General features: G+C 68.9%; 10 protein-coding genes and 2 pseudogenes. 10 read left to right on the top strand and 2 right to left on the bottom strand.

Going from position 1 to position 14,873, the window contains the following annotated elements:
* Positions 1-38: 38 nt before the first annotated feature.
* Positions 39-782, bottom strand: a complete 744-nt coding sequence (locus ACIBBH_RS36355; RefSeq protein WP_399412196.1) for an AraC family transcriptional regulator — start codon at positions 780-782, stop codon at positions 39-41.
* Between the two features lie 54 nt (positions 783-836).
* Between ACIBBH_RS36355 and ACIBBH_RS36350 the strand changes: the two are divergent.
* The 6 genes and pseudogenes from ACIBBH_RS36350 to ACIBBH_RS36325 all read left to right on the top strand — a co-directional run bounded on the left by ACIBBH_RS36350 (position 837) and on the right by ACIBBH_RS36325 (position 11,211).
* Positions 837-2,051, top strand: a pseudogene (locus ACIBBH_RS36350) (MFS transporter).
* A 157-nt stretch (positions 2,052-2,208) separates the two neighbouring features.
* On the top strand, positions 2,209-3,408 hold the full coding sequence (locus tag ACIBBH_RS36345) for a trans-sulfuration enzyme family protein (RefSeq protein ID WP_399412194.1): 1,200 nt from the start codon (positions 2,209-2,211) through the stop codon (positions 3,406-3,408).
* Positions 3,409-3,516: 108 nt separating this feature from the next.
* Positions 3,517-4,176: a recombinase family protein gene (locus ACIBBH_RS36340; protein WP_399412192.1), complete on the top strand. Its 660-nt coding sequence runs from the start codon at positions 3,517-3,519 to the stop codon at positions 4,174-4,176.
* Positions 4,177-4,472: 296 nt separating this feature from the next.
* Complete coding sequence (locus tag ACIBBH_RS36335) at positions 4,473-6,197, top strand: IS1182 family transposase (RefSeq protein ID WP_399412190.1); 1,725 nt, start codon at positions 4,473-4,475, stop codon at positions 6,195-6,197.
* Between the two features lie 195 nt (positions 6,198-6,392).
* Positions 6,393-7,967, top strand: a complete 1,575-nt coding sequence (locus ACIBBH_RS36330; protein ID WP_399412188.1) for a pentapeptide repeat-containing protein — start codon at positions 6,393-6,395, stop codon at positions 7,965-7,967.
* Between the two features lie 102 nt (positions 7,968-8,069).
* Positions 8,070-11,211: pseudogene (locus ACIBBH_RS36325) on the top strand (Tn3 family transposase).
* A 103-nt stretch (positions 11,212-11,314) separates the two neighbouring features.
* Here the strand turns inward: ACIBBH_RS36325 and ACIBBH_RS36320 are convergent.
* On the bottom strand, positions 11,315-12,220 hold the full coding sequence (locus tag ACIBBH_RS36320) for a LysR family transcriptional regulator (protein WP_399412186.1): 906 nt from the start codon (positions 12,218-12,220) through the stop codon (positions 11,315-11,317).
* Positions 12,221-12,300: 80 nt separating this feature from the next.
* On the opposite strand from ACIBBH_RS36320, the gene ACIBBH_RS36315 reads away from it, so the two are divergent.
* The 4 genes from ACIBBH_RS36315 to ACIBBH_RS36300 all read left to right on the top strand — a co-directional run bounded on the left by ACIBBH_RS36315 (position 12,301) and on the right by ACIBBH_RS36300 (position 14,745).
* Positions 12,301-13,236 carry a DMT family transporter gene (locus ACIBBH_RS36315; protein WP_399412184.1) on the top strand — a complete coding sequence of 312 codons (936 nt, stop codon included), beginning with the start codon at positions 12,301-12,303 and terminating at the stop codon, positions 13,234-13,236.
* Positions 13,206-13,634, top strand: coding sequence for a YbaK/EbsC family protein (locus ACIBBH_RS36310; RefSeq protein ID WP_399412183.1), 429 nt, complete (start codon positions 13,206-13,208; stop codon positions 13,632-13,634). The genes ACIBBH_RS36315 and ACIBBH_RS36310 overlap by 31 nt, the downstream gene beginning before the upstream one ends.
* Positions 13,635-13,818: 184 nt before the next feature.
* Positions 13,819-14,193, top strand: coding sequence for a recombinase family protein (locus ACIBBH_RS36305; protein ID WP_399412181.1), 375 nt, complete (start codon positions 13,819-13,821; stop codon positions 14,191-14,193).
* A 108-nt stretch (positions 14,194-14,301) separates the two neighbouring features.
* Complete coding sequence (locus tag ACIBBH_RS36300; protein ID WP_399412179.1) at positions 14,302-14,745, top strand: resolvase; 444 nt, start codon at positions 14,302-14,304, stop codon at positions 14,743-14,745.
* Positions 14,746-14,873: the final 128 nt, after the last annotated feature.

The raw sequence follows: 14,873 nt of genomic DNA, 5'->3' as shown, positions 1-14,873 counted from the left end.
CATCGCGCTGAACAATCCGCGGCCGGCCGGCTCGCGGGTCAGCCTGTCGGATGGGCGCCTGGTGTGTGGCCGAAGGTGCGTCGGAAGACGTCGATGAACGCGCTGGCCGATGACCAGCCGCATCGGTGTGCCACTGCGGTCACCTGTTCCTTCTCGGCCAGCAGGACCAGCGCGCGCTGCAGCCGCAGCTGGGTGCGCCACTGGGGGAAGGTCATGCCGAGGTCGCTGCGGAACAGCCGGGACAGAGTGCGATCACTCGCCCCGACCTGGCGGCCCAGCTCGGCGAGAGTGCGGGGGTCGGCCGGATCGGTCAGCAGGATCTCGCACAGTGTGCGCAGCAGGGGCGTGGCCGGTGTGGGCAGGTGCAGCGGCTCCTGGGGGGAGGCCCGCAGCTGGTCGAGGAGGACCGCGCGCATCCGGGTCCGTTCCGGGCTGTCGTCGTCGGGTGTGTGGGTGTAGGCGATGATCAGTTCACGCAGCAGCGGGCCGACGGCCAGTACGGTCGGTGCGTCGAGGCCGAGTGGGTTGTCGGTCGCGGGCAGACCCACCAGATGCAGTTCGAGTTGCCCGTGGGCCTGGTGGGCATGGACGATGCCGGCCGGCACCCAGATGGCGCGGGTGCCCGGGGCGACCCAGGAGCCTGCGCTGGTCGTGACGGCCAGCACTCCCCGGCCGGCATAGACGATCTGGTGGTCGTCGTGCCGGTGGGCGTCGATCGCGCCGCCGGGTGCCAACCGCTGGGTGCGCGTCGGAGCGATCGACTTATGGCGGATTTGCGTCATAGTTTGGCAGTTTATCGGAAGCGCGACACGAGGGCGGGTCCAGACCATGGTGGGGTGCGAAGGAATACATCGATCACTCTGCTGTCCGTCGGGCACGCCTGCGTCGACATCTACCAAGGCGCCGTGGCGGCCTTGGTGCCGTTCTTCATCGCGGAGCGCGCCTACAGCTACGCGGTCGCCTCGGGCATCGTGCTGGCCGTCTCGCTGCTGTCCTCGGTGGCGCAGCCGGTGTTCGGTGCGCTCACCGACCGCTGGGCCATGCCTTGGCTGCTGCCCGTCAGCACTCTGCTCGGCGGTGTCGGCATCGCGCTGAGTGGGCTTGGCGGCTCGTACGCGCTCACGCTGGTGTTCGTCGCGATCTCGGGCATCGGCGTGGCCGCATACCACCCGGATCCGCCCGCGTCGCCCGGATCGCCAGCCAGGGCAGTCACCGGGCCATGGGCTGGTTCTCCACAGCCGGCAACATCGGTTTCGCGCTGGCCCCGCTCACGGTCACCGCCTTGGTGGCCCCCGGGGGACTGAGCTGGACGCCGCTGCTGGTGCTGCCGGCCCTCGCCTGCGCCATGCTGTGCCTGTCCGTGGTGCGCTGCGTACAGCAGCGGCAGGCCGACGGCCCCAGTACGGGGAGGCGGCCGGAGCGACGACATCGCCTCCTTCGTGAAGCTGTCCCTGGCCGTAGCCTTCCGGTCGATCGCGTTCGTCGGCCTGAGCACCTTCATCGCGCTGTACGTCCGCCAGCGCCTGGGCGGCAGCGCGGCCGCCGGCACCGCGGCCCTGACCGTGCTCTACCTCGGCAGCGCGATCGGCTCGGTGCTGGGCGGAAGCCTGGCGAGCCGCTGGGACCGGGTGACGGTCTCACGCTGGTCGTACCTGATCACCGCCGTGGCCATCGCGGGGATGGTGTGGGTGCCGGGCCCGGCCATCTATCTGTTCGTGGCGCTGGCCTCAGTCAGCCTGTACGTGCCCTTCTCGCTGCAGGTCACGCTCGGCCAGGACTACCTGCCCTCCCGGGTCGGTACCGCCAGTGGGATCATCCTCGGCCTGACCGTCAGCATCGGCGGCCTGGCCAGTCCCGTCATCGGCAGCCTCGCCGACGCCACGTCACTGCAGACCGCGCTGGCGCCGCTCGTCCTGATGCCCCTGCTGAGCTGGCTGTTCTTCCGCAACCTGCCCGAACCCACCGCACCGCACCCTGGGGCTGCGACGCAGCCGAAAGCCGACGACACCGGTGTCACACACGCGCCCGCCCAGCAGCCCGACCCCCGCTGACCGACACGGGGTGACGTCACCGGCGTGCAGTCGCACCCCACCATCCAGCACATGGCCGACGGTGCGGTGCCTGCTGCCGCGACCGCACCGCCGGACCTACCCCAACGCCACGACCGTTCGACAACTGCCCTGTCACTGACCACCAAAGGACGATCCGATGGACACAGAGACCCTTCTCATTCACGCCGCCCGGCAGACTGCGGCCGCCGCACATTCGGTGAACCCTCCGCTGGTGCGCACGTCGACGACCGTGTTCGACTCGTTCGACGCCTACAAGCAGGCACAGGGCGCGCTGGTCTTCGACGGTCCGCGTTACGGCAGATCAGGCACGTCAACGACATTCGAACTGCAACGCGCCATGGCGCAGCTCGCGAACACCGAGACGTGCATCGCGACAAGCAGCGGCCTGGCGGCGATCACCGCCGTGCTCGCCGCACACGCCGGTCCCGGACGCCACATCCTGGTCAGCGCGGGCGTGTACGGGCCCACGCGCGTCTTCTGCGACAACGAGCTGATCCCGTCCGGAACCGACGTGGAGTACTTCGCCCACGACGCTGACGTCTCGTCCCTGCTGCGCGACACCACTAGCCTCGTGTTCGTCGAGACGCCCGCGTCGTTGACGATGGAGATGTGGGATGTGCCCGCCATCAGCTCGGCGGCGCACGATCGCGGCGTTCCTGTCGCATGCGATGCCACCTGGGGAACACCAGTCTTCTTCGACGCGCACGCGCTCGGGGTCGACATCTCCATCCATGCCGCGACCAAGTTCATCAACGGCCACTCCGATCTGCTGCTCGGACTCATCACCGGAACGCTCGACGCCCTGGCCGGTGTTCGTGCGTACTGCGACCGCAGCGGCACCCATGCCGCCCCGGACACCTGCTGGCTGACGCTGCGCGGGCTGCGCACACTGGCCGTTCGCATGGAACGCCACCAACGCTCAGCTCTTGCCGTCGCGCAGTGGCTGCAGTCGCAGCCCGGTGTCCAGCGCGTCCTCTTCCCCGCCCTCGATACCGATTCCGGCTACAAGCTGTGGCGCTCACATTTCTCCGGTGCGGCAGGTCCGTTCACCATCGAGCTGGCCCCGTGCAGCGAAGAGGCGTTCACCCGGTTCATCGACGATCTCTCACTGTTCAGCCTCGGCACGAGCTGGGGCGGGTTCGAGAGCCTGGTCATGCCCGCCGTTCCCCACCACCTGCGAGCCCTGGCCGCCCCGGCGAACGCGCCCCGACTGGTCCGCTTCCACATCGGGCTGGAAAGCCCCCAAGACCTCTGCGACGACCTGGCCTCAGCACTTGCCGCCGTACAAGGCGACGGAGACACCGGCAAGCATCTTCAAGAAACCATCGTTAACTGAAGATCCGCCACCGAAGATCGAAAACGGGCGACACGCCTTCAAAAACTCCTTCAGAAATCCGGTTCGTCAACAACCCCGCGAACACCGTTTCTTGAGAAGACTCCGGACATGAACGCGCCCCTGGAGCCGTCCGAACTCCTCATCCCCTCGCCCGCGGTCATGACCGACATCCGGATCGGCTACGCCCGCGTCTCCACCGGCGGGCAGAAGCTCGACCGGCAGTACGACGCACTCAGGGCCGCGGGCTGCCGCCGCATCTTCGCCGACAAGAAGTCCGGCAAGAACGACCTGCGCCCCGAACTCAAGGCGTGCCACGCCTTCCTCACGCCCGGCGACACGCTCGTCGTCCCCTCGCTCGACCGCTACGGCCGCTCGCTCCAGGACCTCGTGAACATGGTCGCCGAGCTCCGCGAGCACGGCATCCGCTTCCAGTCCCTGCACGAGAACCTCGACACCACCACCCCGGGCGGGCGCCTGATCTTCCACGTCTTCGCCGCACTCGCCGAGTTCATCCGCGAACTCATCGTCGCCGGCACCAAGGAAGGACTCGCCGCCGCCCGCGCCCGCGGCAAGATCGGTGGCCGCCCCACCGTCGTCAACGAGGACCTGATCCGCGCCGCCCGCGACATGCTCCCCAACCCCGCCAACAGCGTCACCACCATCGCCAAAATCCTCGGCGTCTCCGTGGGCACGCTGTACGACCACATCCCTGACCTCAAGGAGCTGCGGAACTCCCGCGTGCCGCGTCAGCTGGAAGGCAGCAAGTAGCGCGCCGCTACTTTGCGGCTGGGGTCAGAGATAGGACTCCGGGGCCTTGATCCCCTCGAGTTCGCGGAAACTGAAGCTTCTTCAGAGAGAACCCGAGGGTCCAGGGATGCCATTTTCGGGGGCGGACCCGTGGGTTCGCGGCGGACACGCGGGATCGGCTTCGAGGTCGGTGTGCAGGTAAGAACGGTGTCACCGATCCTGCTGGCTTATTCCGTGCCCGGCGGGTGTGGCGGCTCGTTGGTCGGGGCAGCAGCGGCCGTCTTGGCGTTCCGGTCGCGGGTGGGGTGGGAATGTCGATGCGGCCGAGGCCGTGGCCGAAGGTGCCCGAGCTGACCGCGCAGGTGGCGCGGGCGGTGGCGGCACGGGGCCCGTATCCGTTGGCGATGCGGGTCCGTGACGAGCTGGGCGAGTTGTTCGCGGACGCCGAGTTCGCCGAGGCGTTCGAAGCCAGAGGACGGCCAGGCTGGTCACCGGGCCAGCTCGCGCTGGTGACGGTGTTGCAGTTCGCCGAGAACCTCACCGACCGGGAGGCAGCGCATCGGGTGCGGTACGGCATGGACCTGAAATACGCGCTCGGCCTGGAGCTGGATGACCCCGGGTTCGACGCATCGGTGCTGTCCGAGTTCCGCACACGGTTGGTTGAGCACGGGATGGAGGAGAAGGTGCTCGACCTGCTGCTGACCGCCCTCAAGGACCGGGGACTGGTGAAGGCCGGAGGCAAGCAGCGCACCGACTCCACCCGCGTGCTGGCGGCAGTACGCGACCTGAACAGGCTGGAGCTGGCCGGGGAGACACTGCGGGCCGCGCTGGAGGCACTGGCCTGCGCGGCCCCGGACTGGCTGACCCCGGCGGTGCCCGTTCGGGAATGGGCCGAACGCTACGGCCCGCGGACTCACTCCTGGCACCCGCCGACTTCCACGAGCAAGCGCGAGGAGATGGCCCTGGTCTACGGCCGGGACGGGTTCGCGCTGCTGGAGACGGTGCACGCCCCTGATGCCCCGGCCTGGCTGCGCGAACTCCCGGCGGTGCAGGTCCTGCGCATGATGTGGGTGCAGAACTACCACCGCACCGTGACCGAGGCCGGGACGGAGGTGAAGCGGCGGGAGAGCAAAGACCTCCCGCCCGGCAGACTGCGGCTGGCCTCCCCGTACGACACCGACGCGCGCTACGGCCTCAAACAGGGCTCCTGGTGGACCGGCTACAAGATCCACATCAGCGAGTCCTGCGACGATCCCGATGACCAGGACTCGGCTGCCGGCGGCCAGGCTCTGATCCCTGGAGCCGACGGACCACCGCCGCGCTTGATCACCAGCATCGCGACCACCGACGCCACAGTGACCGACGCGGAAATGACCGAACCGGTCCATCGCATGCTCGCCGCCCGCGATCTCCTGCCCGCCGAGCACTTCCTCGACTCCGGTTACGCCTCCGCCGAGTTGATCGTGGGCATGAAGAAGAACTTCGGGATCACCCTGGTCACCCCGGTTCTGCTGAACAGCTCCCCCCAGGCACGTGCCGGCGCCGGCTTCGACCGCACCGCTTTCACCATCGACTGGGACAAGCGGCAGGCCACCTGCCCACGCGGGGACACCAGCACCTGGTGGAGTCCCGCTACCCTGCGCGGCACCAAAGCCATCGTCATCAAGTTCGACAAGGACACATGCCGCCCCTGCCCGGTGCGCGACCAGTGCACCCGCTCGAAGACCGGCGGCCGAACCCTCTCCCTGCAACCCCGCGAGGTTCAAGAAGTCCTCGACCATGCCCGCCTCCAGCAGGGCGACGAGCAGTGGCGAGCCAAGTACGCAACCCGCGCGAGCATCGAGGGAACCATCCACCAGGCCGTCGCGGTCACCGGGATGAGACGCGCCCGTTATCTCGGTCTCCAGAAGACCCACCTGGAGCACATCTTCTCCGCCGTTGCGCTCAACCTCATACCCCTCGATGCCTGGTGGAACGGCCACCCGCTCGACCGCACCCGCGTCAGCCACCTTGCCCGCCTCGACCTCTCCCTCGTCGCGTGACCGAATAAGCCAGCAGGATCGTCACCAGCCGCAAACGGTGGGGATCTTGCAGGGCGTCCCTCGTACGAGTGGGGCCGCGCTGGTTTGGCGACCGGCCGAGCGGGTGATTCCTGTGAGGCGGCCGCGAGGAAACCGCCCAGGACCAGGCCAACCACCGACAATGGGAGGCATGGCACAGCCGATCCCGTGCGGACCGTGAGCACCGCCCCCGCAGCCCCGCAGGAACCACCTTCCTGGGAGCACTGCGGGCACGGTGCCGACCCCGTCACGGACCCGGTCGGCTGCCGCGGCCGCCACCTCCCCTACCGCACCGCCTGCCTTGCCCACGCCAGCCCAGCGGAACGCGACTCCTACCTGGCACTCCTGTACCCCGGCGCCCCCCTCGACCACCGCGGTACCCGCCTCACCGGACCGCTCCTCCGCTCCCTCCTCGATGCCCTCCGCGACCCGGACACCTCAGCCCTCATGATCGGCGACGCCTGGTTCACCGGGGCAATGTTCAGCGACGACGCCTGGTTCACAGTGCCGACATTCACCCGCGACGCCTTTTTCAACGGCGCGACATTCAACGGCGATGCCTGGTTCGCCGGGGCGAGATTCAAAGGCGACGCCTGGTTCGCCGGGGCGACATTTAGTGGCGTGGTTCGGTTCGACCTGGCGAGGTTCCACTGCGACGCCCGATTCGATAGGGCGACGTTTGCCGGAGAATCGATGCTCGGGCCCCTGGTATGCGTGGGGAGCGTCGGTCTCGATGGTGCGGTCTTTGAGACACCAGCGACGATCGAGATCGCGGCCACTGCAGTCAACTGTCGTCGCACACGGTGGATGTCGACGGCAGCCCTGCGCCTGCGCTACGCGACAGCTGATCTCACAGACGCGGTGCTCTCATCGCCCGTTGCCGTCACCGCCCACCCCACCTCCTTCACCCCCTCCGACGTCATGGCAGTAGACGAGAGCTTGTTGGCCGACGCCGACCGCGGGGTACGTGTGACCTCGGTACGCGGTGTCGACGCTGCCCACTTGGTTCTGACCGACACCGACCTAAGCGCATGCCGTTTCTTCGGAGCCTTCCACCTCGACCAACTCCGCATCGAAGGCCACTGCACCTTCGCCCCCGTTCCGGAAGGCTGGTACATCCGCCCGCCCTTTCGGTGGACCCGCCGCCGCACTCTGGCCGAAGAACACCACTGGCGCGCTACCCGGGCAATTAGCAGCCCCAGCCCACCCCGTCGCTGGCTCCCCGGCTCGCCCTCCGACCGCATCCCGCAACCGGCGGAAGTGGCCGCGACCTACCGACAGCTGCGCAAGGCACCTCAGGACAGCAAGGACGAGCCCGGCTCGGCGGACTTCTACTACGGCGAGATGGAGATGCGCCGCCACGACCGAACCCCTGAGACAACGGCGGTGGAGCGCGGCTTGCTGGGGGCGTACTGGATACTCTCCGGATATGGTCTGCGTGCCTCCCGCGCCTTGGTAGCGCTGGGGTTGGTCATGACCGCGACAGTGCTGGCACTCATGATGTGGGGCCTGCCATCTGGCATGCCACCGCCGACTCAGTACATCAAGGAACCTCTGCCAGCGGGGCAGCGGAGCCAGAAAACTCTCTACGAGACATACGAACGCCGTCCAGGCGGGCGGGCGCCCGGCCCGTGGTCGGAGAAGTTCAGTCGACAGCGGACAGAGCGCGCGCTGCGTACGTCGGTGAACTCAGTGCTCTTCCGTTCCGCAGGCCAGGGGTTCGGCCTCGGGGAACATCGGTACAGCGGTTAACGCTAAGCCGGTGATCATGGCGTCTAGCACAGGTGGCAGGCCCGGCGGTGATGTTCGGCGGAAGATCCCTGAGCGGCTCCGGGCGCCGATAGCTTCACGCTCATGCCAGTGGAGTTCCTGACCGACGAGCAGGCGGCGTCGTACGGCAAGTTCAACGAAGAGCCGACCAGGCCGGAGCTGGAGAGGTTCTTCTTCCTGGACGACGAGGACCGCAAGCTGATCGCGAAGCGGCGCGGGGACCACAGCCGACTCGGGTTCGCTCTCCAGATGTGCACCGTGCGCTACATCGGCCGGTTCCTCCCGGACGACCCGCTTGATGTGCCGTGGGTCGTGGTCGAGCACCTGGCAGCGCAGCTCGACATCGAAGACGTCTCGTGCGTGAAGCGGTACACCGAGCGCAAGCCGACGGCGTACGAGCACGCGTGGGAGATCCGGGACGCCTACGAGTACCGCGAGTACGAGGGTGCGGAGTGGTCTCGGCGGTTCCGTACCTTCACCTTCCTGCACGGGCGGGCGTGGACGCACGCCGAGGGGCCGGTGGCGCTGTTCAACCAGGCGGTGGGCTGGCTGCGCCGTCATCGGGTGCTGCTGCCCGGGGTGTCGGTGCTGGCCCGGCAGGTGTCAGAGGCCCGGAAGGTCGCGGAGAAGCGGCTGCACGCCGCGGTTGCGGGGGCCGCGCGGCGGGCGGACCCGGCGCTGCCCGGTGACCTGGTGGCGACGCTGAAGACGCCAGAGGGCTCGCGGTTCTCGGAGCTGGAGCGACTGCGCCGACCGCCGACGCGGACGACGGGCACGGCGTTCGCCCGCGCGCTGGAGCGGGTAGACGAGATCGGCGCGTACCGGCTGGGGAGGCTGAAGCTGTCGCAGATCCCGCCGAACCGGATGGCGGCGCTGGCCCGGTACGCGCTGGGGTCGAAGGCGCCGCTGTTGGAGCGGGCGGCGGAGCCCAAGCGCACGGCGATGCTCACCGCGGTGATGCGGCACCTGGAGGCGAAGGCGATTGACGAGGCCCTGGACCTGTTCCAGGTCCTCATGGCCACCCGGTTGCTGAACACCGCGAAGCGGAAGACGGAGAAGGAACGGCTGTCCACGCTGCCGCAGCTGGAGAAGGCGTCGCGCACGCTCGCGCGGGCAGCGAAGGTGCTGTTCGAGGAGCTGGAGCTGGTGAGGAGCACGGCGCGGACCTGGACGTGGCCGCACTGTGGACGGCGGTGGAGGAAGTCGCCCCACGCGCCGCCCTGGTGACCGCCGCGGCCACGGTGGTCTCCTTGGTGCCCGAGGACGAGGATTCGGCCGAGGTCGCGACGCGGGCCGCGCTGGCGACCCGGTACGCCACGGTGCGTCCGTTCCTGGCGTTGCTGGGCGAGTCGAAGGCGCTGGACGCGGCGAGCGCCGGGAAGCGGGTTCTGGCCGGAGTGCGGGGTCTGCCTGCCCTGGCGCGGCGGAAGGTGGGGGTGAAGCCGCTGCTGCCGCGCGAGGTGGACGACAAGCTGGTGCCGCCGGCGTGGCGCAAGGCGGTGTACGCCAACCCCGAGCAGCCGCAGGGCGCGGTGGACCGGGACGCGTACGTGGTGTGCGTGCTGGAGCAGCTGCACCGGGCCCTGAACAACCGTGACGTGTTCGCCTCGCCCTCGCACCGCTGGTCCAACCCGCGCGCCCGTCTGCTGGACGGGCCCGACTGGGACGCGGTCGAGGAGGACGTGCTGGCCGGGCTGAGCCTGGACATGCCCGTGGAAGAGCACCTGGCGGAGCTGGTGCGCGGCCTGGACGCCGGGTGGAAGCAGCTCGCCGAACGCCTGGAAGAGGCGGGGCCGGCGGCGAAGGTGTCCATCGAGGTGCAGGACGACGGGCGGGTGAAGCTGAACGTCGACAAGCTCGGCGCGCTCGGCGAGCCGAAGTCCCTGACCTGGCTGCGCAAGCGGGTCGAGAAGATGCTCCCGAAGATCGACCTGCCGGATCTGCTGTTCGAGGTGAACGCCTGGACAGGCTTCCTCGACGCCTTCGTCCACCTCGGCGACGGCACCACCCGGATGAAGGACCTGCCCACCTCGGTGGTCGCACTTCTGGTGTCCGAAGCGTGCAACATCGGCCTTGCCCCGGTGGTCAACCCAGGCTAAGAGGCCTTGACCCGGGCCCGGCTCGTGCACGTCGACCAGTACTACCTGCGCGCCGACACCATCGCCGCGGCGAACGCATGGCTCATCGAGGCCCAGGCCGCCGTGCCCATTGTGAAGTTCTGGGGCGAGGGCCTGCTCGCCTCGGTGGACGGGCTGCGGTTCGTCGTCCCCGTCCGTACCGTGAACGCGGCGCCGTCGCCGAAGTACTTCGGGTTCAAGCGGGGCATCACCTGGCTCAACGCCGTCAATGACCAGGTCGCGGGCATCGGGCAAATGGTCGTCCCCGGGACCCCGCGCGACTCCCTGCACATCTTGGACGCGCTGCTGAACCGGACGGCGGGGTAAAGCCGGAGATGGTGGCCACCGACAACGCCTCGTACTCCGACATGGTGTTCGGCCTGTTCAAGATCCTCGGCTACAACTTCAGCCCGCGGTTCCGCGACCTGGACGACCAGCGGTTCTGGCGCGCCACGATGCCCGGCGTCGAGACCGGTACGTATGGAGCGGTGGAGGACCTGGCGCGCAACCGTGTGAATCTGAACAAGGTGATCACGCACTGGCCGGACATGCTGAAGGTCGCCGGTTCCCTGGTCACCAACCAGGTCCGCGCCTACGACCTGCTGCGCATGTTCGGCCGTGAGGGGCGCCCGACCCCGCTGGGGGCGGCGTTCGCGGAGTACGGGCGCATCGCCAAGACCGAGCACCTGCTGCGGGTGATCGATCCGGTCGATGACACCTACCGCCGGCAGGTGAACCGGCAGCTCACCGTGCAGGAGTCCCGCCACAAGCTGGCCCGGGACGTGTGTCACGGCAAGCGCGGCACGATCCACCAGGCGTACCGGGACGGGATGGAGAACCAGCTCGGCGCGCTCGGCCTGGTCCTCAACGCCATCGTGCTCTGGACGACCCGGTACATCGACGCCGCCGTCGCCCAGCTCCAGGCCGAGGGCCACGAGATCCGCGAGGAGGACATTGCCCGGCTCTCCCCGCTCAAGCACCGCAACCTCAACCTGCTCGGGCGCTACAGCTTCTCCGCCTCCACTCCAGCCGCCGGTGCACTGCGCCCGCTGCGCGACCCGGACGCGCCGGAGCTGGACGAGGACGACGACGGGGGCGAGCAGGACTGAGGGGTCAGTGGCCGACCAGGGCGGTGATCAGCGTGCGTGCCTCGCCGGTCGGGCGCTTCGCGGAGGTCGAGACTCGCTGCCTGGGACTCCCAACTGGGGTGGCTCAGCGGTCTCGGCCCTGGATCTGCGCGGCGGCGCGTTGCAATTCGGCAAGGACCGTTCGGACGGCCATTCGGGCGGTTCGCTCGGGCCGGTGGAGGACGTCGATGGCGCGTCGAGCATGTACTCCGCTGAGCGGCCTGAGGACGACATCGGGGTGCGGCCTGGCGGTCCACCGGGGCATCAGCGCGAGGCCGCCGCCGGCGGCGACGACCTCGGTGACCACCGCGAATTCGTTGATGCGGTGGACGATGTCGAGTCGGCGGTTGGCGACGCTGGCGATGGCCTCGATGGTGGACATCAGCGGGAAGCCACCGTGCACCGTGATCCACGGCTGGTCCGCCACGTCCCGGGGCGTAAGCAGAGGCTTGGACGCCAGCGGATGGCCGGCCGGCAGGGCGACGTCGAGGGGCTCGCGCAGCAGCGTTGTGGACGTCACGCTGTGTGGCCACGGCCCGCCGTGGTCGAGGCGGTGTGCGAGCACGAGATCGTGGTGACGGGTGAGAGCGGGGAAGCGGTCCTGGGCGACGTCCTCGTCCGAGAGCGCCAGGCGGGGTCGGCCGGGGCCGGCGAGGCTGCGCAGCAGGGGCGGGAAGAACGCGGACGCTGCGCTGTGGAACGCGGCCACCGACACGTCGCCGTCAGGTTGCTCGGCGAAGTCGGTGATCGTGTGCCGGGCCTGGGCCAGGGCGGTCTCGACCTTGATGGCCGCCGCGGCCAGGGCCTGCCCAGCGTCGGTCAGTACCACGCGGCGTCCGGCGCGTTCGGTGAGCGGAACGGGGATCGAGCGCTGCAGCAGTCGCAGCTGCTGCGAGATCGCGGAAGGTGTCACGTGCAGTGCCTCGGCGACCGCGCTGACGCTGCCCAGGTCTCCCAGTTCGCGCAGGATGCGCAGCTGCCGTTCATCCACTCTGACAGTGTAGGGCTGCTACACCTTAGGTTTAGAAGTTGGTTGTAGCCTTCAACCTACTGGTGGGGCAGCGTGGAGGCATGCATGTTGCCCGCCGCACCGATGCGGTACTTCTCCTGGTCGCGCTGGTCTGGGGTTCCAGCTATCTCGCGGCCAAGACGGCCACCGCCGCACTCCCGGTCCTGGCGGTCCTGTTCGCCCGGTATGCGATCTCCGCGTTCGCGTGTGGAGCTCTGGTCGCCTCCCGCCGCCGAAGGCGCCGGTGGACCCGCGCGGAGGTTCGCGTCGGGTCGCTACTGGGAGTCACCCAGGCGGCCGTGCTCGTGCTGGAGACCTACGGGGTGGCGTACACCAGCGCCGCGAATGCCGGGCTGATCATCAGCCTGACCATCGTGCTGACACCGCTGCTGGACCGCACCGGCAGCCGCCGGCTGCCGTGGACGTTCTTCCTGGCCGCCGGACTCTGCGTTGTGGCGGTCAGTCTGCTCACTTCCAGCACCGGGCTGCACGCACCACGGCTCGGAGACGTGCTGATGCTCGCCGCCGCAGTCGTCCGGGGCGGGCACGTCGCTCTCGTCGGACGGCTCACCGCGGGCCGTCCCATGGACCCGCTGCACCTGACGACCGCCCAGACCGTCGTCGGCACGGCACTGTTCCTGCCGCTCGCCGTCACCCACCTGCCTGGCCTGGTCCACAGCAGTGCCACCACCTGGACCCAGCTGATCTATCTCGCCCTGTTCTGCAGCGTGTTCGCCTTCCTCGCCCAGACCTGGGCCGTGCAAGGCACTTCAGCCAGCCGGGCCAGCCTGCTGCTGGGCACCGAACCGATCTGGGCTGTCGCCATCGGGATCAGCGTCGGCGGCGAACGGCTCACCCTCTGGGCCACTCTCGGCGCCATGCTCATGATCGCCGGAACCTACTGGGGCCAGGCCATCGAACGCACCCACCGCACCACCACAGCAAAAACCGAAAAAGAGGATGAAACGTGCCCGACAATGACACCTACCAGCGCCTGATCACCCTGCTCGACACCACCCAGACGCCCTACCAGCTCATCGATCACGAACCGGACGGCACCACGGACTCGGTCAGCGCCCTGCGAGGACACCCCGCCTCCCAGGCAGCGAAGTGCATCATCCTCAGAGTCAAAACCGACAAGAAGACCACTCGCCACGTGCTGGCGGTCGTCCCAGGCGACCGGCGCGTCGACCTGGACGCCGTCGCCTTCGATCCCGACCTCGAACTCGTCGCCGACCCCGCGATCATCGCCCGACCGCAGTTCTATTTCAACGCCGCCCGCCTAGACCGGTCAGCAGCCATCTCAGGCGCCGACTACGCCCGACTCGCCCAGCCACGCATCGAGCCGATCGCCGGCCCAGAGCCTGGCGAAGCCCGAGAAGCCACACCGTCATGAATGCAACGCCCGTCTGAGCCGAATGTCGGTAAACGAACGTTTGACGACAGGCGGCCGGTACCTCCAATGAACCCGTGCAATCCGGGGGTTCGCGGGGGCTCGAATCCAATCAGATCCGATGGTGATTGCTGACAGGGTTTGACGACAGATAGGGTCCATTCCTCTGTACGGAAGGGGTCCTTCGGTGGCGAATCTGGTCTACAAGCGGGTCTCGACCGACCAGCAGTCGACCGCCCGGCAGAACCTTGTCCTGGACGAGGCCGGCATCGAGGGCCCGGTCGTCTTCGAGGAGGAGCCGGGCACTTCCAGCCGTCTCCACCCGCTCCAGCGGCCGAAGTTCCGCGAGCTGATGAACTACGCGCGGCCGGGTGACACCGTGCACATCTCCGAGATGTTCCACCTCGTACGCGGCACCGGGCACATCCTCGACGTGCTCGACGTCCTCCACCGCGACCAGGTCGCGCTGCGCATCCACGACGGCGCGTTCTCCGCGATGGACCTCACCGCCCGCCACCCGCGCACCGGCGAGCTGTTGTCCACCGTGAAGTTCATGGTGTAGACCCTCGCCGCCGCCGGCGAACTCCAGCGCGACCTCCAACGGGAGCTGACCTACGACGGACTGCGGGCCGCCAAGGCCAAGGGCAACAAGGGCGGGCGCCGCCCCGCCGTGGCGGCCGCAAAGACCGCCGACGTGCGCACCGCGTACCTGGAAGGCCGATCCATCGCCGCCCTCGCCCGTGACCACGGCGTCAGCCGCGGCGCCATCCGTACCGCCGTCGCCGACCTCCTGCCCGAGCGCACGGCCGCCGACCCTGGCGCTCCGGCCCCGGAGCTGCCGGTCGTTCTCGACATGCCGGGCAAGGTCGCCGACTTCCTGAGCGCCTCCGAACTGGAGCCCGCCGAGCGGGATGCGCTCGACCAGGGGGTGGCCGTACGACGTGGCCAGGGCTACACCCTGCGCGTCAGCGCCGCCCCCGCTGTGCACCTCCGACTCCTCGCCCGCTGCCAGCCGCTCGACGGCGGCCATGGCGTTATCGCGGTCCCGGCCCAGCGCAAGGCCCGCCGCGAGTACGAGAACCGCGTCAGCGCGCTCGCACCGACCGGACCATGATCACTGACTTAGCGTTAACCGCTGTACCGATGTTCCAACCGACGCCAATTGCATCGGATGCGAATACGCGACTCCCGTCCTGGAGGCGGGCCCGGGACCGCGCGGAAACGGCCCCATCAGGGACGTTG

Origin of the sequence: Streptomyces sp. NPDC051636 (assembly GCF_044453765.1) — a bacterium.
Classification (GTDB): domain Bacteria; phylum Actinomycetota; class Actinomycetes; order Streptomycetales; family Streptomycetaceae; genus Streptomyces.
The sequence above is the reverse complement of the archived record's forward strand: the minus strand, read 5'-3'. Positions and strand labels throughout refer to the sequence as shown.

Excerpts from the sequence above, each read along its gene's own strand:
- ACIBBH_RS36315 (WP_399412184.1), top strand. The coding sequence starts at position 12,301 with ATGCATGTTGCCCGCCGCACCGATGCGGTACTTCTCCTGGTCGCGCTG.
- ACIBBH_RS36355 (WP_399412196.1), bottom strand. The coding sequence starts at position 782 with ATGACGCAAATCCGCCATAAGTCGATCGCTCCGACGCGCACCCAGCGG.
- ACIBBH_RS36340 (WP_399412192.1), top strand. The coding sequence starts at position 3,517 with ATGAACGCGCCCCTGGAGCCGTCCGAACTCCTCATCCCCTCGCCCGCG.
- ACIBBH_RS36345 (WP_399412194.1), top strand. The coding sequence starts at position 2,209 with ATGGACACAGAGACCCTTCTCATTCACGCCGCCCGGCAGACTGCGGCC.
- ACIBBH_RS36335 (WP_399412190.1), top strand. The coding sequence starts at position 4,473 with ATGCGGCCGAGGCCGTGGCCGAAGGTGCCCGAGCTGACCGCGCAGGTG.